Annotated in this window: 21 protein-coding genes and 2 pseudogenes; 12 read left to right on the forward strand and 11 right to left on the reverse strand. The window is 72.7% G+C overall.

The window, feature by feature from the left end; genetic code table 11:
- From KGS77_RS27830 to KGS77_RS27840, 3 genes are read right to left on the reverse strand one after another with little or no spacing between them, the layout of a single operon-like run.
- Positions 1-747, reverse strand: coding sequence for a succinate dehydrogenase/fumarate reductase iron-sulfur subunit (locus KGS77_RS27830; protein WP_242585913.1), 747 nt, complete (start codon positions 745-747; stop codon positions 1-3).
- Positions 744-2,747: a fumarate reductase/succinate dehydrogenase flavoprotein subunit gene (locus KGS77_RS27835; protein ID WP_242585914.1), complete on the reverse strand. Its 2,004-nt coding sequence runs from the start codon at positions 2,745-2,747 to the stop codon at positions 744-746. The genes KGS77_RS27830 and KGS77_RS27835 overlap by 4 nt, the downstream gene beginning before the upstream one ends.
- Positions 2,748-2,749: 2 nt before the next feature.
- Entirely contained in the window at positions 2,750-3,454 is a 705-nt protein-coding gene (locus tag KGS77_RS27840; RefSeq protein ID WP_242585915.1) for a succinate dehydrogenase, read from the reverse strand.
- Positions 3,455-3,550: 96 nt separating this feature from the next.
- Here KGS77_RS27840 and KGS77_RS27845 point away from each other — a divergent pair, with 96 nt between their 5' ends.
- The gene (locus KGS77_RS27845) at positions 3,551-4,435 is read left to right on the forward strand and encodes a LysR substrate-binding domain-containing protein (RefSeq protein ID WP_242585916.1); all 885 of its coding nucleotides are present in this window, start codon (positions 3,551-3,553) and stop codon (positions 4,433-4,435) included.
- A gap of 333 nt (positions 4,436-4,768) precedes the next feature.
- On the opposite strand, the gene KGS77_RS27850 is transcribed toward KGS77_RS27845, so the two are convergent.
- Positions 4,769-5,401, reverse strand: a complete 633-nt coding sequence (locus KGS77_RS27850; protein WP_242585917.1) for a TIGR03085 family metal-binding protein — start codon at positions 5,399-5,401, stop codon at positions 4,769-4,771.
- Between the two features lie 129 nt (positions 5,402-5,530).
- On the reverse strand, positions 5,531-5,674 hold the full coding sequence (locus tag KGS77_RS27855; RefSeq protein ID WP_242585918.1) for a hypothetical protein: 144 nt from the start codon (positions 5,672-5,674) through the stop codon (positions 5,531-5,533).
- A gap of 165 nt (positions 5,675-5,839) precedes the next feature.
- Between KGS77_RS27855 and hisI the strand changes: the two genes are divergently transcribed.
- From hisI to lgt, 11 genes and pseudogenes are all read left to right on the forward strand, one after another.
- Complete coding sequence (gene hisI, locus KGS77_RS27860; RefSeq protein ID WP_242587726.1) at positions 5,840-6,181, forward strand: phosphoribosyl-AMP cyclohydrolase; 342 nt, start codon at positions 5,840-5,842, stop codon at positions 6,179-6,181.
- A gap of 41 nt (positions 6,182-6,222) precedes the next feature.
- A pseudogene (locus KGS77_RS27865) lies at positions 6,223-7,745 on the forward strand (anthranilate synthase component I).
- Positions 7,746-8,194: 449 nt separating this feature from the next.
- Entirely contained in the window at positions 8,195-8,818 is a 624-nt protein-coding gene (locus tag KGS77_RS27870; protein ID WP_242587727.1) for a TIGR02234 family membrane protein, read from the forward strand.
- Between the two features lie 380 nt (positions 8,819-9,198).
- Positions 9,199-9,444, forward strand: a complete 246-nt coding sequence (locus tag KGS77_RS27875; protein ID WP_242585919.1) for an HGxxPAAW family protein — start codon at positions 9,199-9,201, stop codon at positions 9,442-9,444.
- A gap of 283 nt (positions 9,445-9,727) precedes the next feature.
- Positions 9,728-10,177, forward strand: coding sequence for a DUF2752 domain-containing protein (locus KGS77_RS27880; RefSeq protein ID WP_242585920.1), 450 nt, complete (start codon positions 9,728-9,730; stop codon positions 10,175-10,177).
- Between the two features lie 177 nt (positions 10,178-10,354).
- Complete coding sequence (gene trpC / locus KGS77_RS27885) at positions 10,355-11,164, forward strand: indole-3-glycerol phosphate synthase TrpC (RefSeq protein WP_242585921.1); 810 nt, start codon at positions 10,355-10,357, stop codon at positions 11,162-11,164.
- An 8-nt stretch (positions 11,165-11,172) separates the two neighbouring features.
- Complete coding sequence (locus KGS77_RS27890) at positions 11,173-11,406, forward strand: tryptophan synthase subunit(beta) (protein ID WP_242585922.1); 234 nt, start codon at positions 11,173-11,175, stop codon at positions 11,404-11,406.
- 240 nt (positions 11,407-11,646) lie between these two features.
- Positions 11,647-12,867: pseudogene (gene trpB, locus KGS77_RS27895) on the forward strand (tryptophan synthase subunit beta); the annotation flags it as partial.
- 80 nt (positions 12,868-12,947) lie between these two features.
- The gene (gene trpA / locus KGS77_RS27900; RefSeq protein ID WP_242585923.1) at positions 12,948-13,766 is read left to right on the forward strand and encodes a tryptophan synthase subunit alpha; all 819 of its coding nucleotides are present in this window, start codon (positions 12,948-12,950) and stop codon (positions 13,764-13,766) included.
- Positions 13,767-14,129: 363 nt separating this feature from the next.
- Complete coding sequence (locus KGS77_RS27905; protein WP_242585924.1) at positions 14,130-15,158, forward strand: thioredoxin domain-containing protein; 1,029 nt, start codon at positions 14,130-14,132, stop codon at positions 15,156-15,158.
- Positions 15,159-15,368: 210 nt separating this feature from the next.
- Positions 15,369-16,409 (forward strand): prolipoprotein diacylglyceryl transferase, encoded by a 1,041-nt coding sequence (gene lgt, locus KGS77_RS27910; protein ID WP_242585925.1) that lies wholly within the window; start codon positions 15,369-15,371, stop codon positions 16,407-16,409.
- Positions 16,410-16,643: 234 nt separating this feature from the next.
- On the opposite strand, the gene KGS77_RS27915 is transcribed toward lgt, so the two are convergent.
- The 6 genes from KGS77_RS27915 to KGS77_RS27940 all read right to left on the reverse strand — a co-directional run bounded on the left by KGS77_RS27915 (position 16,644) and on the right by KGS77_RS27940 (position 24,786).
- Positions 16,644-17,591 carry a CoA ester lyase gene (locus tag KGS77_RS27915; protein WP_242587728.1) on the reverse strand — a complete coding sequence of 316 codons (948 nt, stop codon included), beginning with the start codon at positions 17,589-17,591 and terminating at the stop codon, positions 16,644-16,646.
- Between the two features lie 113 nt (positions 17,592-17,704).
- Complete coding sequence (locus KGS77_RS27920) at positions 17,705-19,006, reverse strand: CoA transferase (RefSeq protein WP_242585926.1); 1,302 nt, start codon at positions 19,004-19,006, stop codon at positions 17,705-17,707.
- The gene (locus KGS77_RS27925; protein WP_242585927.1) at positions 19,003-20,598 is read right to left on the reverse strand and encodes an ADP-ribosylglycohydrolase family protein; all 1,596 of its coding nucleotides are present in this window, start codon (positions 20,596-20,598) and stop codon (positions 19,003-19,005) included. The genes KGS77_RS27920 and KGS77_RS27925 overlap by 4 nt, the downstream gene beginning before the upstream one ends.
- Positions 20,599-20,753: 155 nt before the next feature.
- A complete protein-coding gene (locus tag KGS77_RS27930; protein WP_242587729.1) occupies positions 20,754-21,860 on the reverse strand; it encodes an ADP-ribosylglycohydrolase family protein in 1,107 nt (368 codons plus the stop codon).
- A gap of 227 nt (positions 21,861-22,087) precedes the next feature.
- Positions 22,088-23,482 (reverse strand): ADP-ribosylglycohydrolase family protein, encoded by a 1,395-nt coding sequence (locus tag KGS77_RS27935; protein WP_242587730.1) that lies wholly within the window; start codon positions 23,480-23,482, stop codon positions 22,088-22,090.
- A gap of 332 nt (positions 23,483-23,814) precedes the next feature.
- Positions 23,815-24,786, reverse strand: coding sequence for an ADP-ribosylglycohydrolase family protein (locus KGS77_RS27940; protein ID WP_242587731.1), 972 nt, complete (start codon positions 24,784-24,786; stop codon positions 23,815-23,817).
- Positions 24,787-24,856: the final 70 nt, after the last annotated feature.

Raw genomic sequence — 24,856 nt, forward strand, 5'->3', positions numbered from 1 at the left:
TCATCGTCTGCCCTTGCGGGCCGCCCGCACGAACTCGCGGTTCATCCTGGTGATGCTGAACAGCGGGATGCCCTTGGGGCAGGCGGTGGCACACTCGCCGGCGAGCGTACAGCCGCCGAAGCCCTCCTCGTCCATCCGCGCCACCATGTCCAGCACCCGGCTCGCCCGCTCCGGCGCGCCCTGCGGCAGTACGTTGAGGTGGTTGACCTTCGCCGAGGTGAACAGCATCGCCGAGCCGTTGGGACAGGCCGCCACGCAGGCGCCGCAGCCGATGCACTCGGCGTGTTCGAAGGCCGCGTCGGCGGCCGGCTTGGGCACGGCGGTGGCGTGGGCCTCGGGCGCGGAGCCGGTGGGGGCGGTGATGTAGCCGCCCGAGCCGATGATCCGGTCGAAGGCGGAGCGGTCCACGACCAGGTCCCGCACGACGGGGAAGGCCGCGGCGCGCCACGGTTCGACGTCGATCGTCTCGCCGTCCCGGAAGGACCTCATGTGCAACTGGCAACTGGTGGTACGTTCCGGGCCGTGCGGCTCGCCGTTGATGACCAGGCTGCACGCGCCGCAGATGCCCTCGCGGCAGTCGTGGTCGAAGGCGATGGGGTCCTCGCCCTTGAGGATCAGCTCCTCGTTGAGGGTGTCCAGCATCTCCAGGAAGGACATGTCGGGGGCGACGCCGTCCACGTCGTACGTGGTCATGGCGCCGTCGGCGCCGGCGTCGCGCTGCCGCCAGACGCGCAGGGTGAGCTTCATGCGTAGCTCCGTCGGGTGGGGTGGACGTACTCGAAAACCAGGTCTTCCCTGTGCAGGACGGGCGGGCGGCCGGGGCCGGTGAACTCCCAGGCCGCGGCGTAGCAGAACTCCTCGTCGCGGCGCGCCGCCTCGCCGTCCGGGGTCTGCGACTCCTCGCGGAAGTGGCCGCCGCAGGACTCCGCCCGGTGCAGCGCGTCCAGGCACATCAGCTCGGCGAGCTCCAGGTAGTCCACGATGCGGTTGGCCTTCTCCAGCGACTGGTTGAGTTCCTCACCGGTCCCGGGGACCTTGACGCGGCGCCAGAACTCGGCGCGCAACTGCGGGATGCGGTCCAGCGCCTTGCGCAGCCCCTCTTCCGTACGGGCCATGCCGCACCACTCCCACATCAGGTCGCCCAGCTCGCGGTGGAAGGAGTCCGGGGTGCGGTCGCCGTCGATGGACAGCAGCCGCGCCAGCCGCTCACGGGTCTCACTCAGGGCGGCGACGGCGGCCGGGTGGCCGGCGTCCACCTCCTCGCCGTGCGGGGTGCGGGCGAGGTAGTCGTTCAAGGTGGGCGGCAGTACGAAGTAGCCGTCGGCCAGGCCCTGCATCAGCGCGGACGCGCCGAGCCGGTTGGCGCCGTGGTCGGAGAAATTGGCCTCACCGATCGCGAACAGGCCAGGAATGGTCGTCTGGAGGTCGTAGTCGACCCATAGGCCGCCCATCGTGTAGTGCACGGCGGGGTAGATCCGCATCGGCACCTCGTACGGGTTCTCCGCGGTGATCCGCTCGTACATCTCGAAGAGGTTGCCGTACTTCTCCTGGACCGTCTTACGGCCCATACGGGCGATGGCGTCGGCGAAGTCCAGGTAGACGCCCTGGCCGCCGGGGCCGACGCCGCGTCCCTCGTCACACACGTTCTTGGCGGCGCGGGAGGCGATGTCGCGCGGGACGAGATTGCCGAAGGAGGGGTAGATCCGCTCCAGGTAGTAGTCGCGCTCCTCCTCGGGGATCTCCTTCGGCGGCCGGGCGTCACCGGGCGCCCTGGGCACCCAGATACGGCCGTCGTTGCGCAGCGACTCGCTCATCAGCGTCAGCTTGGACTGGTGGTCACCGGTGCGCGGGATGCAGGTGGGGTGGATCTGGGTGAAGCAGGGGTTGGCGAAGTACGCGCCGCGCCGGTGGGCGCGCCAGATCGCGGTGGCGTTGGAGTTCATGGCGTTGGTCGACAGGTGGAAGACATTGCCGTAACCGCCGGTCGCCAGCACGACGGCGTCCGCGAAGTACGGGGTGATCTCACCGGTGATCAGGTCCCGGGCCACGATCCCGCGCGCCCGTCCCCCGACGACGATCAGGTCGAGCATCTCCGTACGCGGATGCATCTCCACGGCCCCGGCGGCGATCTGCCGGGAGAGCGCCTGGTAGGCGCCGAGCAGCAGTTGCTGGCCGGTCTGGCCACGGGCGTAGAAGGTACGGGAGACCTGGACGCCGCCGAAGGAGCGGGTGTCCAGCAGGCCGCCGTACTCACGGGCGAACGGCACGCCCTGCGCCACGCACTGGTCGATGATCTCCACCGAGACCTGGGCCAGGCGGTGCACATTGGATTCGCGGGCGCGGAAGTCGCCGCCCTTGACGGTGTCGTAGAAGAGGCGGTGCACCGAGTCGCCGTCGTTGCGGTAGTTCTTGGCGGCGTTGATGCCGCCCTGCGCGGCGATGGAGTGGGCGCGGCGCGGCGAGTCCTGGTAGCAGAACTGGAGGACGCGGTAGCCCTGTTCGGCCAGGGTGGCGCCGGCCGCGCCGCCCGCCAGCCCGGTCCCGACGACGATCACGGTGTGTTTGCGGCGGTTGGCCGGGTTGACCAGCTTGGCATCGAAGCGGCGCCGGTCCCAGCGCTGGGCCACCGGCCCGTCCGGCGCCTTGGTGTCGGCGACCGGGTCTCCGGTGGTGTAGGCGGTGTAGGGAGTAAAGGGGGCGAAGGGGGTGCGGTCGGCGTGGTCGGCGTGGTCGGTGTGATGGGTCATGGTCAGCTCACTGCTCCGGTCATGACGGCCACCGGTACGGCGACGAAGCCCGCCGTCAGTACCAGCGCCAGGAGGTTGGCCAGGGCTTTCAGCGCGCGGTCGCGTGCCGCGCTGCCTGCGCCCAGCGTCTGCGCGGCGCTCCAGAACCCGTGCCGTACGTGCAGGCCCAAGGCGAGCATCGCCACGATGTAGACCACGTCGCCGTACCAGGTGGAGAAGGTCGCGATGAGGTTCTCGTACGGGTGACCGGCCTGGGCGCGGGGATTGACCGTCAGCGTCGTCAGGTCCAGGACGTGCCAGACGATGAACAGGCCGAGGATGATCCCGCCCCAGCGCATGGTGCGGGTGGCGTAGCTGGTGCGCAGGCGCCGGTGCGCGTACGGCCGCGGGCGTGCGGCGATGTCCCGGCGGCTGAGCTGGTAGGCGGCCACGCCGTGGACGAGGACTGCCGAGAGCAGCACCAGCCGGGCGAGCCACAGGAACCACTCATGGCGCAGGAACGGTTCGCCGATGGTGCGCAGCCAGTGGGCGTAGCCGTTGAACTCCTCCGGGCCGAAGAAGATCTTGAGATTGGCGAGCATATGGACGACCAGGTACAGCAGCATCACGACGCCGCTGACGGCCATCGCGGTCTTCTTGCCGACGGTCGAGCGCCACAGGATCCCCGCGAACGAGGGCTGTCGTTCCGTCCTTGTGTCCAGTGCCATGGGTCCCGACGTTAGGGACCGTCGGCGGCATCAGTCCAAGACATCGTGCGGCTCAACTCCATAGGCAACGCCTATCGAGTGTCTATGATCGGGCCCATGCAGCTCCAGCAGCTCCGCTACTTCGCCGCCGTCGCCGACACCCGCCACTTCACCCGGGCGGCCGAGCGCGAACACGTCGCACAGCCCTCCCTGTCCCAGCAGATCCGCGCGCTGGAACGGGAGTTGGGCGCCGAACTCTTCCACCGGGCGCGCGGTCACATCACCCTCACCGACGCCGGGCAGACCCTGCTCCCGCTGGCCCGCCGCATCCTCGCCGACACCGACACCGCCCGCCGTGAGGTCCAGGAGGTCGCCGGTCTGCGGCGCGGACGGCTGCGCCTGGGTGCGCCGCCCAGCCTGTGCGCCAGCCTCGTACCGGACGTTCTAAGTACCTTTCACGCCACCTACCCGGGCGTGGAACTCCTCGTCCACGAAAGCGGTTCGCAGGATCTCGTACGCGTCCTGGCGGATGGCGCGCTGGACCTCGCCCTGGTCATCACCCCGCTGCCGGTGCAGGCGCCGGCCCTGACGACCTCCGAGATCCTGCGCGAGGACCTGGTCGTGGTCTCCGCGCCCGACCGCCCGGCTCCGGTGAAGGCGGGCCGCCGCATCCGCGTGGAGGATCTGCGCGGGTGCCCGCTGGCGATGTTCCGGCGCGGCTACGACCTGCGGGAGTTCACCACGGCGGCCTGCCGCGCGGCCGGCTTCGAGCCGGTCTTCGCCGTCGAGGGCGGCGAGATGGACGCGGTGCTGGGATTCGTCAGGGCCGGGCTGGGCGTCGCCGTCGTCCCCAGCATGGTCGCCGGGCGCTCCGGCCTGCGCGTCACCCGGTTCGCCACCCCCGGCATGCACCGGGTGATCTCCGTGGCGCACCGGGGCGACGTCTCCCCGCCGCGCGCCGCCCGCGAGTTGCAGCGCATCCTGCGAGAACATCTGCGGTAGGCGACGGTGCGGGCGGTATTGCCGGTATTGCCGGTATTGCCGGTATGGGTGGTAGGTAATGGTTCAGGTGATAGGGGGACGAGGGCCGGCGGGCGTCCGGGTGACGGTGAATCAAGGCGCCGTCGAGCCTGTATGATCGTCGGCGTAACTCCGGTTCGCAGCAGCCGGGGTCACGCGTCTGTGGTCCAAGGAAAGACGTCCGCCAACCGGCGGGAGATGCAGGTGCAAGGCCTGCCGGGCGCTCCACTTCGAAGGTCCCCGTACAGCTCGTGTACGGGGACCTTCGCTTTCCGGTACGTCCTACCGGCCCGCACGCCCTTTCCGGCGGCGCGCCTACAGACCGAGCTTGGCCTCCAGCAGCCTGGCGACGGCGTCCTTGTCACCGTCCAGCTCCACATTCGCCGCGGACTGGCGGCCGAACGCGAACAGGAGCAGCTCGCCCGGCTCACCCGTGACCGTCACCACGGGCGTACCACGGCGGGCCACCGCCGTCTGCCCGTCGGGCCGCCGCAGCACCAGCCCCACCGGCGACTTCCGCCCCAGGACCCTGGCCATCCGTTCGAGCCGTGCCCACAGGGCGTCCGAGAAGACGGGGTCCAGCTCGCGCGGGGTCCAGGCCGGCTGCGCCCGGCGTACGTCCTCGGAGTGGACGTAGAACTCCACGGTGTTGGACGCCTCGTCGATCTGCTTGAGGGAGAACGGGGACAGCCGCGGCGGGCCCGTCCTGATCAGGCCGATCAGCTCCTCGTACGGCTTGGCGGCGAACTCGGCCTGTACCCGCTCCAGCCGGGAGGCCAGCGGTTTGACGAGGATGCCGCCGGCCGCGTCCGCGCGCCGCTCGCGCACCACCGTGTGCGCGGCCAGTTCCCGGGTGGTCCAGTTCTCGCACAGGGTGGGCGCATCGGGCCCGGCGCCCTCCAACAGGTCGGCGAGGAGGAGACGTTCGCGCTTGGCATGGGTCGACATGCGCTCCAGCCTACGACCGGGGACCGGCACGTGCCACGGCGCCGCGCGGTGCCCGCACAACGGCCGTAAACGATCGCAAAGGCGCCGTCGGCGGCGCCGCAGACGGCCGCCAGCGGGTGCAGACGGCCGTCAGAGGCGCAGCAGCAGGATGACGACCACCACGAGCGCCACCAGGAACACCACGGCCAGCAGGACCGTCGCGACCTTCGCGGTACGGTCCAGATCGGGCGGTGGCGGGAGCGGCGGCGGGGGCGCGCCCTGCTGGTGGTCCATGGAGGCAGGATGCCGCACGGCACAATGGGGCGCATGAGCACCCGCGAATCCCGGCCGGGCCCGGACCCCGCCGGTCTGAGCCCGGACCCCACCGCTCCGGGACCGGACACCACCGCCCAAGGTCCGGACGTCACCGCCCAAGGTCCGGCCACCACCGCCTCCGGCCTGGACCCCGCCGTCGCCGCCCGCCTCAAGCGCGCCCCCGACGGCCTGATCCCCGCCATCGCCCAGCAGTACGACACCGGCGAGGTCCTGATGCTCGGGTGGATGGACGACGAGGCGCTGCACCGCACCCTCACCACCGGCCGCTGCACCTACTGGAGCCGCAGCCGTCAGGAGTACTGGGTCAAGGGGGACACTTCCGGCCACGTTCAGCATGTGAAATCCGTGGCCCTGGACTGCGACGCCGACACCGTCCTGGTCAAGGTCGACCAGGTGGGCGCCGCCTGCCACACCGGCACCCGTACCTGCTTCGACACCGACGTGCTGCTCACGGACGCGTCGTAGGGGAACCCCTGAGCCCCGGACGGCGGCTAGGATCCGCTGCCATGACCACGGGAACCGCCGGCACGGCCACGCCTGACCTGGAGAACTTCCGTACGCTCGCCAAGGACCGCCGGGTCGTCCCCGTCACCCGGCGCCTCCTGGCCGACGGTGACACCCCGGTAGGGCTCTACCGCAAGCTCGCGGCCGAACGCCCCGGCACCTTCCTCCTGGAATCGGCCGAGAACGGCCGCACCTGGTCCCGGTATTCGTTCATCGGCGTACGCTGCGCCGCCACCTTGACCGCACGCGACGGGCAGGCGCACTGGCTGGGCACCCCGCCCGTGGGAGTGCCCACCGACGGCGACCCCCTCCAGGCGCTGCGCGCCACCGTCGAGATGCTGCACACCCCGCGCGACCTGATCGAGGACGAGGGCCTGCCGCCCTTCACCGGCGGCATGGTCGGCTACCTCGGCTACGACATCGTGCGCAGGCTGGAGAAGATCGGCGACAGCGGCACGGACGACCTCGGGCTGCCCGAGCTGACCATGCTGCTCACCTCCGACCTGGCCGTACTGGACCACTGGAACGGCACGGTCCTGCTGATCGCCAACGCCATCAACCACGACGCCCTGGACTCGGGCGTGGACGAGGCGTACGCGGACGCCGTGGCCCGGCTGGACGCGATGGCCTACGACCTGGCCCGCCCGGCACCCGCCGGCGCCGCCGCGCTGCCCCCTTCCGAACTGCCCGAATACACCGTGAAATGGGGCGGCGCCGCTTACCAGGAGGCCGTGGAGGACATCAAGGAGCGCATCCGCGCGGGCGAGGCGTTCCAGGTGGTGCCCTCCCAGCGCTTCGAAACCCCCTGCACGGCCTCGGCGTTGGACGTCTACCGCGTCCTGCGGGCCACCAACCCCAGCCCGTACATGTACCTCTTCCGCTTCGAGGGCGGGATCGACGTCGTCGGCTCCAGTCCCGAGGCGCTGGTCAAGGTCGAGGGCGGGCGTGCGATGGTGCACCCCATCGCCGGCACCCGCCCGCGCGGCGCCACCGTCCGCGAGGACCGGGCCCTGGCGGACGAACTGCTGGCCGACCCCAAGGAACGCGCCGAGCACCTGATGCTGGTCGACCTGGGCCGCAACGACCTGGGACGGGTCTGTGCGCCCGGCAGCGTCGAGGTCGTGGACTTCATGTCGGTCGAGCGCTACAGCCATGTCATGCACATCGTCTCCACGGTGACCGGCCGGCTCGCCCCGGGCCGTACCGCCTTCGACGTGCTGACCGCCTGCTTCCCGGCCGGCACCCTCTCCGGAGCGCCCAAGCCGCGGGCGATGCAGATCATCGAGGAGCTGGAGCCGTCCCGACGCGGTCTGTACGGCGGCTGCGTGGGCTATCTGGACTTCGCCGGGGACTCCGACACGGCCATCGCGATCCGTACGGCGCTGCTGCGGGACGGCACCGCGTACGTCCAGGCGGGCGCGGGGTCGTCGCGGACTCCGACCCGGTGGCCGAGGACACCGAGTGCCGCAACAAGGCTGCGGCGGTGCTGCGGGCCGTGGCCACGGCCAACAGGCTGGGACGGTAGCGGCGGGTTGGTGTGAAGGCCCCCGGTGCGCTGTGCCGACGCGCTTTCGAGATGGTGGTGGCGACGGTGGCGGCTTCGGGGCGGGACGGCCCGTGGGCGGCGGGGCGCCGGGCCATGCCCGTGGTCCGGGGCTGTCGTCCGGGTCCGTGCGCCGGAGCCCGGCGCGCTCGCGCCCGGTGCGTCGGACGTGCCACACGCCGGCGCCCGGGGCGCCACACGCCGGGGCCCGACGCCTCACGCGCGCCGGGAGACGGTCACCGTACGCCGGGGCCCGCACGCACCGGGCGCCGGAGCCCGAGGACACCCCGCACGCCGGGGTACGGCCGGGCGTGCGCCATAGTGGAGGTGTGAGTGCCCTACCCCAGTCCCGTACCGCCGCCGCGTCCGCGACCGCCGCGTCCGGACCCGCCGCATCGGCATCCCCCGCGTCGGCGTCCGCAGGCGAGAGCGTGAGCCCCGGCCCGAGCCGGGAGAAGGGCGCGCCGCGCAGCGCGCGCCGCAGCCTCGCGCTCGCGCTGCTGTGCGGCGCGGCGGGCGCCGCCGTGGTGCTGCTGGCCTCCGGCCGTACCTGGGCCGAGGCCACCGCGCGGGTCGTGCAGGGCGCGCTGCCGCAGACCGCCTCCGGCCAGGACGTCACGGGCGTGCCCGGTGCGCTGGCCGTCGTCGGGCTCGCCGCCCTGGTCGCCGTCTTCGCCGTACGCCGGGCCGGCCGGATCGCGGTCGCGGCCCTGCTGACCCTCAGCGGCCTGGGCATCGTGATCGCCGCCTTCCTCGGCGCCTCGGACACCGCGGCACTGAAGGAGAAGGCCGCCACCGTGACCGGCCTGACCGGCGCGGACGTGGAGAACGTCAGCCACACCGCGTGGCCGTGGGTGGCGGTGGCCGGCGGCCTCCTGCTGCTGCTCGCCGGGCTGCTGGCGCTGGCGTACGGACGGCACTGGCCGGCCATGTCCGGACGCTACGAGCGCCCCTCCGGCGGCTCCCGCAGCCCGCGCCGAGCCGCGGCGGCCGACCCGGAGCGGCCGGAGGAGATCTGGAAGTCGCTGGACCGGGGCGAGGACCCGACCCGGTAGGACCTGCGGGTTCTCAGGTTTCGTGTCGGACGCTCAGTCTCAGAGCTGATGCCGAACCGCCGTCGGATGCGACACCCATCGCAAGACAGCCCAGGTCAGGGACCGGCGGCCCGAAGCCGCCCGGCGCGGACGGTCGGGCACAGGACGTGGAAGCGGGAATCCAGCGTCCGGCACGTCGTGAGATGGCGGGCGAAGCCGCAGGTCATGAAGGCGGCATCCGATACGGGCGGCGAGGACCTGCCGGACCCCGACAGGCCCCGGCCGGCCCCGGCGGACCCCGGCAGGACCCGGTAGCGGGGTTGCCCCGGGCATCGGGGACAATGGACGTCGAGGTATCACCGCGCCCCGACTCTGGCGCGACAGATCAGCGAGGAGCACTCATGTCGAGCAGTGGCCACGGACACACCCCTGCCGCCTGGACCGGCGTCATCATCTCGTTCATCGGCTTCTGCATCGCCGGTGCCTGCACCGTGCTGGCGAACGTGACCGGCTTCTGGGCCGGCATGGTCGTGATCGGCGTGGGCGCCGTGGCGGGCGGCGTGATGCACCTCATGGGCATGGGCCAGGCGCCCAAGCGGTCGGCCCAGAGCAGCCCCCGGGCGCAGGCCCAGCCGCAGCAGAGCTGAGCCCCGGAGCCGAAGCCGGGACCGGCATCCTGAGTCATGGCCCGGGCAGGCTCCGCGGCCGGGGTTCCGGGCCGCCGGAGGCGTCGGGACCGTCTGATCCGCCGGGTCGGTCAGCTCTGCCGGGACCGTCGGATCAGCCGGTGCGGTCAGGTCCGGCGGGCCGGTCGGCTTCGGCGGGCGGAGACCGGCAGGGGCCAGGGCGCGGCTCGCCGGCCGCCTGTACGCACCCCGTACGGCGGCCGGCAAGCCGCGCCCTCGCGCGTACGGAGGCATGATCGGCACCGTGAGCGAACCCGCGGCCCGGACGAGTGCGGCCGGGGGCACGGCCCGGGCCGGACGGATCCGCCGCCTGGCCGGTCCCCTGACCGCCCTGGTGGCCGGCGTCGCCGCCTTCGCCTGTGTCGGCGCCGTCGACCCGGCCGAGCCCGGCCACTACCCGGTCTGCCCGCTGCTCCACCTCACCGGCCTGTACTGCCCTGCCTGTGGCGGACTGCGCAGCGCCCACGCCGTCGCGCACGGCGACCCGGCCGCGGCCCTGGGCGCCAACGCCCTGGCGGTGGCCGGCTACGCGGCCGGCGCGCTCCTGTGGGCGCTGTGGTGCGTACGGGCGGCGCGGGGAGTGCGGTGGTCCGGGCCGCGACCACGGGCGGTGCACTGGTGGGCCCTGGGAGCGCTGACGGCCGCCTTCACCGTCGTACGGAATCTGCCCTTCGGGTCCGGCCTGGTGCCGTGACGGCCGGATTCCGCCCTCGCCGGCCGCCGGAGGCCCGGTGAATGTCCAGGTCGTGGGACTGACGTCAACCGGATGTGAGACCTTTGCCCCTCGCCGGATACCATCGGAGAGCCTGACGGGACGGACCCCGCCTCTAAGGCACTGTCACCCTCCACCGCCAAGAAGGAGGCCGCTCGCGTGAGTGTGCTCGACGAGATCATCGAGGGAGTCCGCGCCGACCTTGCCGAGCGGCAGGCGCGTGTGAGCCTCGACGAGCTCAAGGAACGGGCCCTCAAGGCGCGCCAGGCCAAGGACGGGGTCGCGGCCCTCAAGGGCGACAGTGTCACGGTGATCTGCGAGGTCAAGCGCTCCAGCCCCTCCAAGGGCGCGCTGGCCGCCATCGCCGATCCGGCCGGTCTCGCCGCCGACTACGAGGCGGGCGGTGCCGCGGTCATCTCCGTCCTCACCGAGCAGCGCAAGTTCGGCGGTTCGCTGGCCGACCTGGAGGCCGTACGGGCCAAGGTCGACATCCCCGTACTGCGCAAGGACTTCATCGTCACCGCCTACCAGCTCTGGGAGGCGCGGGCCCACGGAGCCGACCTGGCGCTGCTGATCGTCGCCGCGCTGGAGCAGGAGGCGCTGGTCTCGCTCATCGAGCGGGCCCACTCCATCGGGCTGACGCCGCTGGTCGAGGTGCACGACGAGGAAGAGGTCGCACGGGCCGTCGACGCCGGAGCCAAGATCATCGGGGTCAACGCCCGGAACCTGAAGACTCTTGAGGTGGACCGCGGGAACTTCGCGCGGATCGCACCCGAGATCCCCGACCACATCGTGAAGGTCGCCGAGTCGGGCGTGCGCGGGCCGCACGACCTGATCGCGTACGCCAACGACGGCGCGGACGCCGTCCTGGTGGGCGAGTCGCTGGTCACGGGCAAGGACCCCAGGACCGCCGTCGCCGACCTGGTCGCCGCCGGCTCCCACCCCGCCATCCGCCACGGACGGGGCTGAGCCACCCGATGACCACCGCCCGCCTCCACCGCCCCGGCCCGGGCCGACGCCCGGGGCCGGTCGGCGTGCTGCGCGCGGCGCAGGCCGCGGGCGATGTGCACGCGGCGCTGGGGCGGGGCTGCCGGCCGCGTGGCTGCCGGGCGCCCGCGCGGCGGGTGCACGGGCGGCGGGTCAGGTATCACATCGGTGCCGAACCGGGACAGATCAACGGCCGTCGATGGCGTGGCCACACCGCGCTGTAGCTGTTCGTTGCCGGGTGGTGCCCCTTTCGCATGCTTTTGCGAGCCTCTGCGTCCTGCGGGGAACGCCACGGACCTCAAGGTCCGTGGGCGTCCGCGCGGGTGCGCCCATCCGTCTCGTGGTGCCCATGAGCACCGGCCGCGGCAGGTGACCGACGCCGCGGCCCCGTGCACGGGCCATGCACACCGTGATGCCCACACACAAATGTGCGGGGCGAGAGCCCCGATATAGGAGTACGTCGGATGTCTTCTGACTTCTTCGTTCCGGACCCGGAAGGCCGAGTCCCCAGCGCCGAGGGCTACTTCGGCGCGTTCGGCGGCAAGTTCATCCCCGAGGCGCTGGTCGCCGCGGTGGACGAGGTCGCCGCCGAGTACGAGAAGGCCAAGGCGGACCCCGCCTTCGCGGCCGAGCTGAACGACCTGATGGTCAACTACACCGGTCGGCCCAGCGCCCTGACCGAGGTGCCCCGGTTCGCCGAACACGCCGGTGGCGCCCGGGTGTTCCTCAAGCGCGAGGACCTCAACCACACCGGCTCGCACAAGATCAACAACGTGCTGGGCCAGGCGCTGCTCACCAAGCGCATGGGCAAGACCCGGGTCATCGCGGAGACCGGCGCCGGCCAGCACGGCGTGGCCACCGCGACCGCCTGCGCCCTCTTCGGCCTGGAATGCACCATCTACATGGGCGAGGTCGACACCGAGCGCCAGGCCCTGAACGTCGCCCGCATGCGGATGCTCGGCGCCGAGGTCATCGCCGTGAAATCCGGCAGCCGCACCCTGAAGGACGCCATCAACGAGGCGTTCCGCGACTGGGTCGCCAACGTGGACCGCACCCACTACCTCTTCGGTACGGTCGCCGGCCCGCACCCCTTCCCGGCCCTGGTCCGCGACTTCCACCGGGTCATCGGCGTCGAGGCACGCCGGCAGATCCTGGAGCGCACCGGCCGGCTGCCGGACGCCGCCGTGGCCTGCGTCGGCGGCGGCTCCAACGCCATCGGCCTCTTCCACGCCTTCATCCCGGACAGCGACGTACGGCTGGTCGGCTGCGAGCCGGGCGGGCACGGGGTGAGCACCGGCGAGCACGCGGCCACCCTCTCCGCGGGCACCCCGGGCATCCTGCACGGCTCCCGCTCCTACGTGCTCCAGGACGAGGACGGCCAGATCACCGAGCCGTACTCGATCTCGGCGGGGCTGGACTACCCGGGCATCGGCCCCGAGCACTCCTACCTCAAGGACGTCGGCCGCGCCGAATACCGGGCGGTCACCGACGACGACGCGATGCGGGCGCTGCGGCTGCTCTCGCAGACCGAGGGCATCATCCCGGCGATCGAGAGCGCACACGCCCTCGCGGGCGCCCTGGAGATCGGCCGCGAGCTGGGGCGGGACGGGCTGCTGCTGGTCAACCTCTCCGGGCGCGGCGACAAGGACATGGACACCGCCGCCCGCTACTTCGGGCTGTACGACAACGCCCACGACACCGACAGCGACGGTGACGGCGCCACCGGCGCCGCCCACGACGACACGACCACCCGGGGGAGAAGTAAATGGCAGGCAAGGTGGAGTTGCTCGGTTCCGTCCTGGCGGCGGCCAAGGCCGAGAACCGGGCCGCACTCGTCGGCTATCTGCCGGCCGGCTTCCCGTCCGTGGACGGCGGCGTACGGGCCCTGACGGCGATGCTGGAGGGCGGCTGCGACATCGTCGAGGTCGGCCTTCCGCACAGCGACCCGGTCCTGGACGGCCCGGTGATCCAGACCGCCGACGACATCGCGCTGCGCGGCGGAGTGAAGATCGTCGACGTGATCGGTACGGTCCGCGAGGTGCACGCCGCGACCGGCGCGCCGGTGCTGTGCATGACGTACTGGAACCCCGTCGACCGCTACGGCGTCGAGCGGTTCGCTGCCGACCTCGCCGAGGCCGGCGGCGCGGGCTGCATCCTGCCCGACCTGCCGGTCGAGGAGTCCGAGGTGTGGTGCAAGGCCGCCGAACAGCACGGCCTGGCCACGGTGTTCGTGGTCGCGCCGAGCAGCCGGGACGAGCGGCTGGCCAAGATCACCGCGGCCGGCAGCGGCTTCGTCTACGCCGCCTCGCTGATGGGCGTCACCGGTACCCGCGAGTCGGTCGGCCGGGAGGCGCAGGACCTGGTACGGCGCACCCGCGCGGTCACCGAACTGCCGGTGTGCGTCGGGCTCGGCGTCTCCACGCCCGGCCAGGCGGCCGAGGTGGCTCAGTTCGCGGACGGGGTCATCGTCGGCTCGGCCTTCGTCAAGCGGCTGCTCGCCGCGCCGGACGACCTTCAGGCGGGGCTCGCGGGCGTCCGCGAACTCGCGGGAGAGCTGGCCGAGGGCGTACGCAAGCGCGCATGACAGGACGACGGACCTGACGGGTGCGACGGGTCTCATGGGCCTGATGGGCGCGCCGGGCTTGACGGGTGCGCCGGGCATGACGGGCGTACCGGGCCTGATCAGCGCTTCGGGTCTGACGGACCCGATGGGTCCGGTGGATCTGCTGGGCCTGATGGATGTGCTGGGCCGGGCGGGGTTGCCGGGCCGGACGGGTGTGACACCGTGCGGTCGGGCTCGGTCCGGGGCGTTCCGGGTACGGACCGTCCCGGACCGGCCCCGGGCCGCTCCGTGAGGCCGATGCCCGTACGGGACCGCGTCATCCGTTAGGGCGAACCGTGGGGCGGAGGGGTGCGAACGCGCCCCTCCGCTTCGTTGTCCAGGGGCGTGAGCGAGAACAATCCACAGGCCCGGAACAATCCAGGGGCGGACGGCCCGGGGGCCAAGAGCCCAGGCCCGACCAGCAGTGCCCGCGAGCGGCTGCAGGCCCAGCGAGAAAAGGAGAAGGCGCGCGCACGGCGCGGACGGCAGATGAAGGTCGCCGCCGCCGTGGCCGCGGTGCTGGTGGTGGCCGGCGGCGTCGCCGTGTGGGCGACGCAAGGGGGCGAGGACTCCGGCAGCGGAGAAGTGGTGGCCGCGCCGAAGGGCACCGAGGGCGGCGACAAGCCCATCGTCCCGGTCGGCGCACAGGACGCCCCCTCCACCCTCACCGTGTGGGAGGACTTCCGCTGTCCCGCCTGCGGCCAGTTCGAGAACGGTTTCCGCGCCACCATCCGCGAGCTGGAGGACGCCGGCCAGCTCAAGAGCGACTACCACCTCGCGACGATCATCGACGGCAACATGGGCGGCAGGGGCTCGCTCACCGCCGGCAACGCGGCACTGTGCGCGCAGGACGCGGGCAGGTTCCGCGACTACCACGACGTGCTGTACAAGAACCAGCCGCCGGAGCAGAGCGACGGCTTCGCCGACAAGAAGCACCTGATCGAACTCGCCGGAAAGGTCGACGGACTCGTCGGCGAGAAGTTCACCCGGTGCGTCAACGACGGTACCTACAACGACTTCGTACGGAAGTCCAACGACGCGTTCGCCGCCTCCGGCCACCGCGGCACCCCGACCGTCCTCCTCAACGGCAAGAACCTCGCGGACGAGGGCGACCAGTTCACCCCGGACGCATTCAAGAAGATGGTCCAGGACACCGCCAAGGGCAAAAAGGCGGCCAAGCAGACGGGAGAAGGGCCGGAGAAGGAGCCGGGCAAGACACCGGGCAAAGAACCCGGCAAGGACAAGGAAGTCGAGAAGGCTTCCGGCGAGGACGACGGCAAGGGGACCGGCGGCCGGACCGGGAAGGCGCCGGGCGAGGAGGTCGACAGGGCAGTCGGCGGCGCGAAGACCGGACAGGCCGGTCAGGCCGGGTAGCTCCGGCAGACCGGGCACGCCGCGTACGCCGGACAGACCGGGGAAGAGGCCGGCCGGCGGATGGCGGCGCACCCGGGGGCACAAGCCGGGCGGACCGGTCCGCCGCCGCGGTGACCGGGGGAAACGTGGCGCGGATGTGAGGGTCGTTACGGAGCCGTTGCCGGGTGGGTTGTCGTCGCGCCCGCCCGGCGCGGTAGCGTCGTCCCTGCCATGGACCTCGCATTCATTCCCAGCCCCTCGACCGGTGTCGTGCACCTCGGCCCGATCCCGCTGCGCGGCTACGCTTTCTGCATCATCATCGGCGTCTTCGTCGGCGTCTGGCTCGGCAACAAGCGCTGGATCCAGCGCGGCGGCCGGTCCGGGACCGTCGCCGACATCGCCGTGTGGGCCGTGCCCTTCGGGCTCGTCGGCGGTCGCCTCTACCACGTCATCACGTCCTACGAACCGTACTTCGGTGAGGGCGGCCACCCCATCAACGCCCTGAAGGTGTGGGAAGGCGGCCTCGGTATCTGGGGCGCGGTCGCGCTCGGTGCCGTCGGTGCCTGGATCGGCTGCCGTCGGCGCGGCATCCCGCTCCCGGCGTACGCGGACGCGCTGGCACCCGGCCTCGCGCTGGGCCAGGCGATCGGCCGTTGGGGCAACTGGTTCAACCAGGAGCTGTACGGGCGCGCGACCGACCTGCCCTGGGCGCTGAAGATCAGCGACGACCCGGCCATCGGGCGCGTCGGCGGCACCTACCACCCGACCTTCCTGTACGAGTCGCTGTGGTGCATCGGCGTCGCGGTCCTGGTCATCTGGGCGGACAAGCGCTTCAAGCTCGGCCATGGACGGGCCTTCGCGCTGTACGTGGCCTCGTACTGCGCGGGCCGCGCCTGGATCGAGTACATGCGGGTGGACGAGGCCCACCACATCCTGGGGCTGCGCCTCAACGTGTGGACCGCGATCATCGTCTTCATCCTGGCCGTCGTCTACATGGTCGTCTCCGCGGCGAAGGTCCCGGGCCGCGAGGAGATCGTCGAGCCGGGCGCCCAGGAACAGGACGCCGACGAGAACACCACCGAGGACACCCCTGCTGACGCGCCGGTCGGCACCAAGGGCAACCCGAAGCCGGCGGGCAGCGGTAGCACCGGGAAGGCCGCGAAACCCGCGGGCGGCAGCACCAAGGGCGCCCCGAAGTCCGTCGGCAGCGGCGAGGACACGGCCAAGGACAAGGCGAAGCCGGCCGGTAGCGGCGGCACCCAGAAGCCCTGACGTGTCCGCCGCACCGTAGGAACCGGCGACGGACCTGTTCGCGCGACACCGCCACCGAGGCCGCGGTCCCGAAGGGGACCGCGGCCTTCGTGCTGTGCGGTCCTTCGCGCTGGGTGATTCCTTGTGTTGCGCGTCTTTCATGCGATGCGGTCCTTGAACTCAGGGATTTTTGTGCCGTGCGGCCTCGGGCGAAGCGGAGCGGGACAGACCGGGGAGCGGCGGAGTCAGGGGCCGTCATGGGCAGCGGTCCCGGTGGCGGTGGGCCAGGGCCAGTACGCGACGGGCGCCCGCGACCACGGCCGCGTCGACGAAGCGTCCGTCGGGCAGGGACAGCGCACCCGCGTCCGCACCCGCCGCCCGTACCGTCTCCTCGGCTGCCGCTATCTCTTCCGGCGTGGGCAGATAAGCCCGTTCGATGACCGGCAGTTGACGGGGATGTATCGCCGCCCGGCCCAGGAACCCCAGGGCGCGGCCTCGCGCGCAGGAAAGCGCCAGGCCCGCGGTGTCGCGCACGTGGGGATAGACCGACTGCGCTGGAGGCGCCAGGCCCGCGGCGCACGCGGCGACGACGGCCCGGCCCCGCGCCCAGCACAGACCGGCGTCGTCGCGTACCCCCAACTCGGCACGGAGATCGGCCTCGCCCAGGGCGATGCCGCACACAGCGGGATGCGCGAGGGCGATGGCGAAGGCGTTCTCCACCCCTAGCGCGGATTCCAGCAGGGCGTACAAGCAGGGCACCCGGCGAGGACCACCACCCTCGCCCGTGGCCTCACTCCCCGGCCCGCCGCCGGCCGGCTGTGGACGTACGGGGCGAGCCGTATCGGCGGCCCAGGCCGCGACCCGTACGACATCGGCCGGCCCCTTCACCTTGGGGAGCCGCAGTCCCGCCAGGCCGGGGAGCGGAGCCAGGGTACGTACCTCGGTCTCGGCGAGCGGACCGTCCAGGGCGTTGATGCGTACGTGGACAGGGACCGGGCCGACGGCGGCATCGCTGAGGAGCTCGGCCGTGGCACGCAGGGCGTAGCGCTTACGGCCCGGCGCGACCGCGTCCTCCAGATCGATCAGCACCACATCGGCGCCGGAACCGAGCGCCTTGGTGACCGTCTTTGGACGGTCACCGGGCACATACAGCCAGGTGAGAGGCGCCGCCGTGACAGCAGTCGGGACCGAGGACGCGACCACGGCGGCGTTCACGGAAGCGGAGGCGGGGGCGGCCGGGAAGGCAGGGGCCGGCGCCGGCGGGGTGCCGGCGGGCGGCGCGGGAGCGGTGACGGACGGCGGTGGAACAGCGGTGTTCACAGGGCACCTTCTTCGCGCAGGGCGGCGATCTCCGTTGCGGTGAGTCCGATGGCGGCCAGGACCTCGTCCGTGTCGGCACCGTGCGGCCGGCCGGCCCACCTGATGGCACCGGGGGTTCCGGAGAGACGAAAGAGCACGTTCTGCATACGGACCGTCCCCAGCTCCTCGTCGGGAATCCCGGTGATGGTTCCCAGGGCCCGGTACTGCTCGTCCTCCATCACATCGCGGATGTCCTGGACGGGCGCGACCGCTGCCTCGGCTTTCTCGAACGCGGCCATCACCTCGGCCCGCCCGTGCCGGGCTATCCAGCCGCCGACCGCGGCATCCAGCTCATCGGCGTGCCGGGCGCGCCCCGCGCCGGTGGCGAACCAAGGCTGTTCGAGGAACTCCGGCCGGCCCACCAGCCGCATGACGCGTTCGGCCACGGACTGCGCGGAGGCCGAGACGGCCAGCCACGAGCCGTCGGCGGTGCGGTAGAGGTTGCGCGGCGCGTTGCCGGGGGTCCGGTTGCCCGTACGAGGCTGGACGTACCCGAGCTGGTCGTACCAAATGGGCTGCGCGCCGAGTACCGTCAGCATCGGCTCGATGATCGCCAGGTCCACCACCTGGCCGACGCCGGTGGTATCACGCCCGCGCAGGGCCGCCATGACCGCGTAGGAGGTGGTCAGCGCGGCGATGGAATCGGCGAGGCCGAAGGGCGGCAGGACCGGCGGGCCGTCCGGTTCGCCGGTGATCGCAGCGAAGCCGCTCATCGCCTCGGCGAGGGTGCCGAAGCCGGGGCGGCGTGCGTACGGGCCGGACTGACCGAACGCGGTGACGCGGGCCAGCACCAGCCGGGGATTGACGGCGCGCAGCTCCGTCCAGCCCAGGCCCCACTTCTCCAAGGTGCCGGGCCGGAAGTTCTCGATCACCACGTCCGAACGCGCGGCGAGGCGCAGCAGCACGTCACGGCCGCCCGGTGTGGACAGGTTCAGGGCGATGGTCTTCTTGTTCCGCCCGAGCAGCTTCCACCACAGGCCGACGCCGTCCTTGGCGGGGCCGTGTCCACGAGCGGGATCGGGCCGGTCCGGATGCTCGACCTTGATCACTTCGGCGCCGAAGTCACCGAGCATGGTGGCGGCCAGCGGCCCCGCGAAGAGCGTGGCGAGATCGAGAACGCGTAACCCCTGGAGCGGACCGGGCCCGGCTTCAGGCCCGGCTTCGGGCCCGGCACCGGGACGGGAGCCGGGGCCGGCGGCAGAGCCGGGAACGGGCTCGGGTCCGGTCTCCGGTTCGGGAGAAAGAGGGGGAACTGTCATGGCCGGTGTACCTCCTGCCGGTCGGTGTCGGTACGGGTGTGGGTGTGGGTGTCGGTACGGGGGCGGGTGCGGGCATCAGGGGGCGCCGGCTGGGCGACGAGGGCGGCCGTGCGCTCCGCGAGGACGTCGAAACCGATGCCGTCCAGGCCGCCGACGGAAGTGGCCAGACGATTGCGCAGCGGCGTGGTCCAGCGGCCGGGCAGGGCGGACGGGGCGCCGGCCAGGAGACCGGTGAGTGATCCGGCCGTCGCGCCGTTGGAATCGGTGTCCCAGCCGCCGGAGACGACACGGCAGATGGCACCGGCGAAGTCGCCGTCGGCGTGGGTGAGGGCGGCGGCGAGCAGCGCGGCGTTCGGCACGACGTGCACCCAGTGGTGGTGCCCGTAGACGGTGTGCAGGCGGTCCACCACACGCGCGAAGCCGGTGGGGGAGCCGGTCGGTTCCTCCTGCGCCGTCCGGATGCCGAACCGGACGGCGTGGGCGAGCCGGGCCCGTGGCGGAACGACGGCGAGCCCTGCCCGCAGACAGCCGTGGACGTCCGAACTCCCGCCGCCTGCCTCCGCGATGGCGGCAGCGGCGAACATCGCCCCGTACACACCGTTGGCGGTGTGGGTGAGCACGGCGTCCCGCCACGCCTCCTCCGCCGCGGCGCCCGGGTCACCCGGGTTGGTCCAGCCGAAGACGTCCGCGCGGATCAGCGCACCGATCCACTCCCGGTAGGGGTTGCGGTGCCGTGCGGTGAGCGGGGGCTCGAACCCGTCCAGCAGATTGCGGTACGCGACGCGCTCGGCGGTGAACGTACGGCCCGCCGGGAGCTGTGCCAGCCACAACCGGGCGACATCGGCGGTGCCGAAGCCATGACCGTGCCGCTGGAGGAGAAGCAGCCCCAGCAGCGGATAGTTGAGGTCGTCGTCCTCGGGCATCCCGTCGATGTTCTCGGCGAGCGAGGTGAGACGGCTGCGCCGGTTCCAGGGGTACCGGGCGGCGACGGCGGGGTCCAGCCCGGCCCCGGTGAACCAGGTGCGCAACGGCCAGTTGCCGGTGGCGCGTGCGAGGGCACGGATTCCCGCGAGCGGCAGCTTCTCCACCGGCTTGCCGAGCAGGCACCCGGCGGCCCGCCCCAGCCAGGCCGCTTCCAGCCGCTCCCGGGTCGCAGCACCGGCCAAGGGAACGGAGGTTGACGGGTCGGCGGTCGACAGCGCGGCGGTCGTCGGTGCAGTGGCTGGAGATGGAGTGACTGGGGGTGGGCTGACTGGAGACGGGGTGGTGGGAGGTGGGGCGGTCGTAGGCGCGGCGTTCAGGGGCCCGGCGGGTGGGTGTGTGGGCGAGGGCCAGGCCGGGCAGGCGGCCTTGATCGCGTCCAGGCCGGTCGGCTCGGCCGCCGCCAACGGTGAGGGAATGGCAGCCAGTTCGTCCAGCAGCCGTTCGGCCAGGGCGCGCAGGGGCAAATCCGCGGGACCGGGGGAGGCACCGGCCCGGGCGGGAGCCGGTCCACCGCCCGCCGCCAGCCAGCGGCGCTCGATCACCGTGGCGTCCCGCCCGTCCTCGGCGGCCTGCCGCAGCTCGTGCCCGAGCAGGTCCTCGGGCTGCACCCAGGTGAGCCGTAGGGGTGTGGACGTGCGGTCCCGGGCTTCCACGTCGGGGGGCGGCCCGGCAGCGGCCGACGGCCGGGGACCGGAACCGGGTGGAGGGACGGGCGTGAAACCGGGCGGAGGGACGGGCGTGAAACCGGGCGGAGGAGGACGCATCAGGCACCCGCAATCATCGTGAAGGCACGCTCATGGGCGTCACGGCGCTGCCGGTCCCGGGCGAAGACCTCTCGGCTGACCGCGGCGAGGGCCACGGCCGGGGCCCTCAGGTCCAGTCTGCTGGCGCGGGAGACCTCCTCGCTCCACTCCGCGGGGACCGCCCGCGCGCCCTGAAGAGCACCGACGAGCGCACCGCACATCGTGGCGATGGAGTCGCAGTCGCGCCCGTAGTTGACCGCTCCCAGGACCGTACGGCGGAAGTCGCCGCCACCGACGAGCAGCATGCCCAGAGCGATCGGCAACTCCTCGATGGAGTGGAGCCGCGAGGGCCGCCGGGCGCCCAGGGAGGGCTGACGATAAGCGGGTCCGACCGTGTCGAAGGGCGCCACGGCCTCGCGCAGCGGCCCGAGCGCGGCCTCGAAGTCCGCATACCGGGCCGCGGTGTCGCAGACCGCCTCAATGGCGGCGCGGGTGCCGTCCTTGGCGAGTAAGAGCGCGGCCTCGACCACGGAGGCGGGGCAGGCGCCCGGCTCGCAGGCCGCGGCGACCGCCGCCGCGAAGACACCGGCGGCCTCCCGCCCGTACGAGGACTGGTGCGCGCCCGCGACGTCCAGCGCCTCCGCGTAAGCCCCGGCCGGGTGACCGGCGTTGACCAGGCCGACCGGTGCCATGTACATGGCGGCACCGCAGTTGACGACATTGCCGACGCCCGCCTCGCGCGGATCGGCATGTCCGTAGTGCAGCCGGGTCACGATCCACTTCTCGGCGAGGAAGACACGCTGGAGCAGCAGCGCTTCGGCCTCCAGCTCCGGGATCCAGCGCGGGGTGCCGATGAGGTCGGGCACGAGGTGCTCGGCGACGGCGTACGCGTCGAGGTGGTCGCGGACCTTCTCGTAGACCCGCACCAGCGCATGGGTCATGAGGGTGTCGTCCGTGACGTGTCCGTCGCCCTTGTGGTACGGCGCGATGGGCCGGGCCGTGCGCCAGTCCTCGTGATACGGACCGACGATGCCCTGGACGCGGTGACCGTACCGTTCCACGATCTGTTCCGGGCTCCAGCCCTCGACCGGGCCGCCGAGCGCGTCCCCGACCGCGGCTCCCACCAGGCAGCCGGCCGCGCGGTCTTCAAGAGTCGGCGGTACGGACGACCGGACCCGGGCCGGTCGTCGGGTCCCGGCCGTCGGCGTGGCGGCGGCACCGGCCACCGAAGGCTGCGCACCGGCCACCGCAGGCGGCGCACCGCCGTCATCCACCGGACAGGGAGGGGGAGCCGGGTGCCCTGGTGGTGCCGAGTGGGTCCGAGGTGCCGGTTGGGTGGAGCGGTGCGGGTGTGTCATGGGGAGGTCAACTCCTCCGTCGAAGGGCTCCGGTCCCCTCGTGGCGACGCGGAGCGAAGCGGCGAGCGGACCGGAGAGGCGTGCGGGGCGGACGGTTCCGTACGGGCGAGCAGGGCGGCCAGCTCCACGAGATCGGTGCCGGCCAGCCGGGGCAGTGCGCAGCCGGACAGCGTGCGGCAGGCGGCACGCCAGGTGCCGGGAATGCCGGCGGTTCCGCCGATCGCGCCGGTCAGCGCACCGGCCAGGGCGGGCGCGGAGTCCGCGACGCGGGAGAGACACGCGGCGGCCGGCACCGCCTCGGCCACCTGTCCACCACCCGCGACCGCCAGGGCGAGCGCCACGGGAACGGTCTCGGCCGCGGCGATGCCATAGCTGTAGACGTGGTCCACGATCCCGTGCTCCAACGCCGGTACCAGGGCGAAGGCATTGCCGGGACGACCGGGCCGGTCGGCGGCCACCTCACGGGCGAGACGTACGGCGTGCAGCGTATTGCGACGGATCTCCGTCCCCTCCGGTAGCTGGTTCAGGGCCACCGACGCACACTCCTCGGCGTCCGCGCCATCAAGGGCCGCGGCGACCGCCGCCGCCATCGCACGGGCTCCGTGCACACCGTCGCCGTCCTGGGTGTACCGGGCGTCGAACTCCGCCAACTCCGCGGCGGCAAGCGGCTGTCCGAGGTGGACGACGGCCAGGACACAGGCGCGTACGCAGGCCGCGTCGTCGAAGAAGTGCGGGTTGTCATGGCCGGTGGCGGGCGGGCGCAACCCGGCGGCGAGGTTGCCCAGCCCGGCCCGTACGGAAATCCGGGCCCGCAGCGGCAGCACCGCGGATTCCACCTCGGGCGCCCGCTCGGCCGCCGCGGCCACCTCGCTCGCCAGCGCGTTCCACGCCAGGTCGATCGCCGCGCGCATCCCGCGGTCCCGGCCGGGACCGCCCGACGGCGCGCCCGCCGCCGTCAGGACGGCCTCGGCGGCGAAGGCGGCCCACTCGGCGTCGTCCGAGGGCCCCAGACGCAGCGGTTCCGGCGGCTGGTTGAGGGCGATGGGCACGGGTAGCGTCGTCGTCGCGTTCTGCTCGGCGAAGGTGTCCAGCTCGCGAGTCAGCCGACGGGTCCACTCCGGCATCCGCGCCGCCCGATGACGTGCCGCGGGCCACCCCGCCGCGTCCCCCGCGGCCAGCCCGAGCAGCAGCCCCTCGATACGCCGCCGCTTCCCTTCCCTGCCCGCCTCTGCTTTCGCTTCCGCCTTCGCCTCACCGACCGTCCCCGCCTCCGCCTCACCGACCGTCCTCGTACCTCCTGCTACCGAAGCGGTCGTGTCCCCCGCTCCACTCACCCGGCACGCAGCTCCCGCACCCCCTTCCACCCCCGCTTCCTCGCCCTCATCCACCACATCTGCCGCACCCGCCGCGTCGCCCCGGTCCACCGGAATCCCTGCGTCTGCCGGAGTCCCCGCATCCGTCGATGTCCCCGCATGCGTCGCGGCCTCTGAACCCGTCGGGGTCTCTGAACCTGTCGGCGTTCCCGCAACTGCCAGAGTCCGTGCTCCCGTTGGAGGCCCGGCGCCGGTCGCGCTCACCGCACCTCGTCGCTTCGCCTGGGCTCGTACCGGCTCGGCTGCAGCGGTACCCAAAGCGTTCGCGGGCCCGCCGACCGCGCCGTCACCCGACCGAGAGATCCGCGCGACGGCCGGACGCGGTGTTGCAGTGGGGGAGTGGTCGCAGGTCATGTGGCGGTCGCCTCCTCCAGGCATGGAGTGAGGAGGTCCGCGATGTCCAGAACGTGGTGACCCGCCATCGCCGGCAGGCAGCTCCCGCGGACGGGACCGATGAGGCGGGACCAGTCCTCCGGGACGCAACGGGCGCCGCCGAGCGCGCCCGCGAGGGCCCCGGCGACCGCCGCCGTGGTGTCGGCGTCGCGGCCCATGTTGACCGCCGTCAGTACCGAGGCGGCGAAGTCGCCGGAGGCCGCGGCGAACGCGCCGAAGGCCAGACCGACCGCTTCGGGGGCCAGATCGGTCCACGGATAGCCGCCGACGACGACGGCGGAGCGCACGGCCCGCTCGGTGCCGAGCTGGGTGATACCGGGGTCCAGACGGGAACGCTGGGCCGCGGCGACCGCGCGGCGCAGGGAACGGGCGGTCCAGGAGTCCTCGGGGACCACGGAGAGGGCCGCGGCGATCACGGCGTCGGTCGAGCCGGCGACCATGGCGGTGGCCACTCCGGCCGCCACCGCCCGGCCGCCGTAGATCCCCTCGCCTTCATGGCTGACCGTACCGTCGATGGAGACCAGCCTGGCGGCCTCGGCGGGCCGGCCGGCGGCGTAGACACCGAAGGGAGCGGCGCGCATGGCCAGGCCGTCGCTCCATGCGTGCCGGTGCTGGGCGGAGATGGGTGCGGCCAGTCCACGGCGCAGGTTCTCCAGCGTGCCGCGCTCGCTGAACCCCGCGCCGCGAAAGGGACCTTCGTCCAGATCGGCGATCCATTGGTGCCAGGCCGCCTCGACGTGCGCGACGGTGAGCGCCGAGCCGTGTTCGGCCAGGACGAGGCCGGAGAAGATGGCGTACTCGGTGTCATCCGTGCCGACCGGGTCCTCGTCCACGAACCCTTCGATACGGCCCCAGCGCCGGCGGATCTGGGACGGCTTCATGTTCTCGGCGGGGGCGCCCAGCGCGTCCCCGACGGCGAGCCCGAGCATCGCCCCGCGCGACCGCTCCCGCAGGCCGCAGGTGTCTTGGGGCAGGGACGGCACGGTACGCAGCCGGGTG

The sequence above is a fragment of the Streptomyces sp. MST-110588 genome (genome assembly GCF_022695595.1).
Taxonomy (GTDB): Bacteria; Actinomycetota; Actinomycetes; order Streptomycetales; family Streptomycetaceae; genus Streptomyces.

Coding starts and splice junctions, on each gene's coding strand:
- KGS77_RS27845 (WP_242585916.1), top strand. CDS start 3,551: ATGCAGCTCCAGCAGCTCCGCTACTTCGCCGCCGTCGCCGACACCCGC.
- KGS77_RS27840 (WP_242585915.1), bottom strand. CDS start 3,454: ATGGCACTGGACACAAGGACGGAACGACAGCCCTCGTTCGCGGGGATC.
- KGS77_RS27890 (WP_242585922.1), top strand. CDS start 11,173: ATGACCACCGCCCGCCTCCACCGCCCCGGCCCGGGCCGACGCCCGGGG.
- KGS77_RS27835 (WP_242585914.1), bottom strand. CDS start 2,747: ATGACCCATCACACCGACCACGCCGACCACGCCGACCGCACCCCCTTC.
- KGS77_RS27875 (WP_242585919.1), top strand. CDS start 9,199: ATGTCGAGCAGTGGCCACGGACACACCCCTGCCGCCTGGACCGGCGTC.
- KGS77_RS27940 (WP_242587731.1), bottom strand. CDS start 24,786: ATGCTCGGGCTCGCCGTCGGGGACGCGCTGGGCGCCCCCGCCGAGAAC.
- trpA (WP_242585923.1), top strand. CDS start 12,948: ATGGCAGGCAAGGTGGAGTTGCTCGGTTCCGTCCTGGCGGCGGCCAAG.
- lgt (WP_242585925.1), top strand. CDS start 15,369: ATGGACCTCGCATTCATTCCCAGCCCCTCGACCGGTGTCGTGCACCTC.
- KGS77_RS27830 (WP_242585913.1), bottom strand. CDS start 747: ATGAAGCTCACCCTGCGCGTCTGGCGGCAGCGCGACGCCGGCGCCGAC.
- KGS77_RS27855 (WP_242585918.1), bottom strand. CDS start 5,674: ATGGACCACCAGCAGGGCGCGCCCCCGCCGCCGCTCCCGCCACCGCCC.
- KGS77_RS27920 (WP_242585926.1), bottom strand. CDS start 19,006: ATGACAGTTCCCCCTCTTTCTCCCGAACCGGAGACCGGACCCGAGCCC.
- KGS77_RS27850 (WP_242585917.1), bottom strand. CDS start 5,401: ATGTCGACCCATGCCAAGCGCGAACGTCTCCTCCTCGCCGACCTGTTG.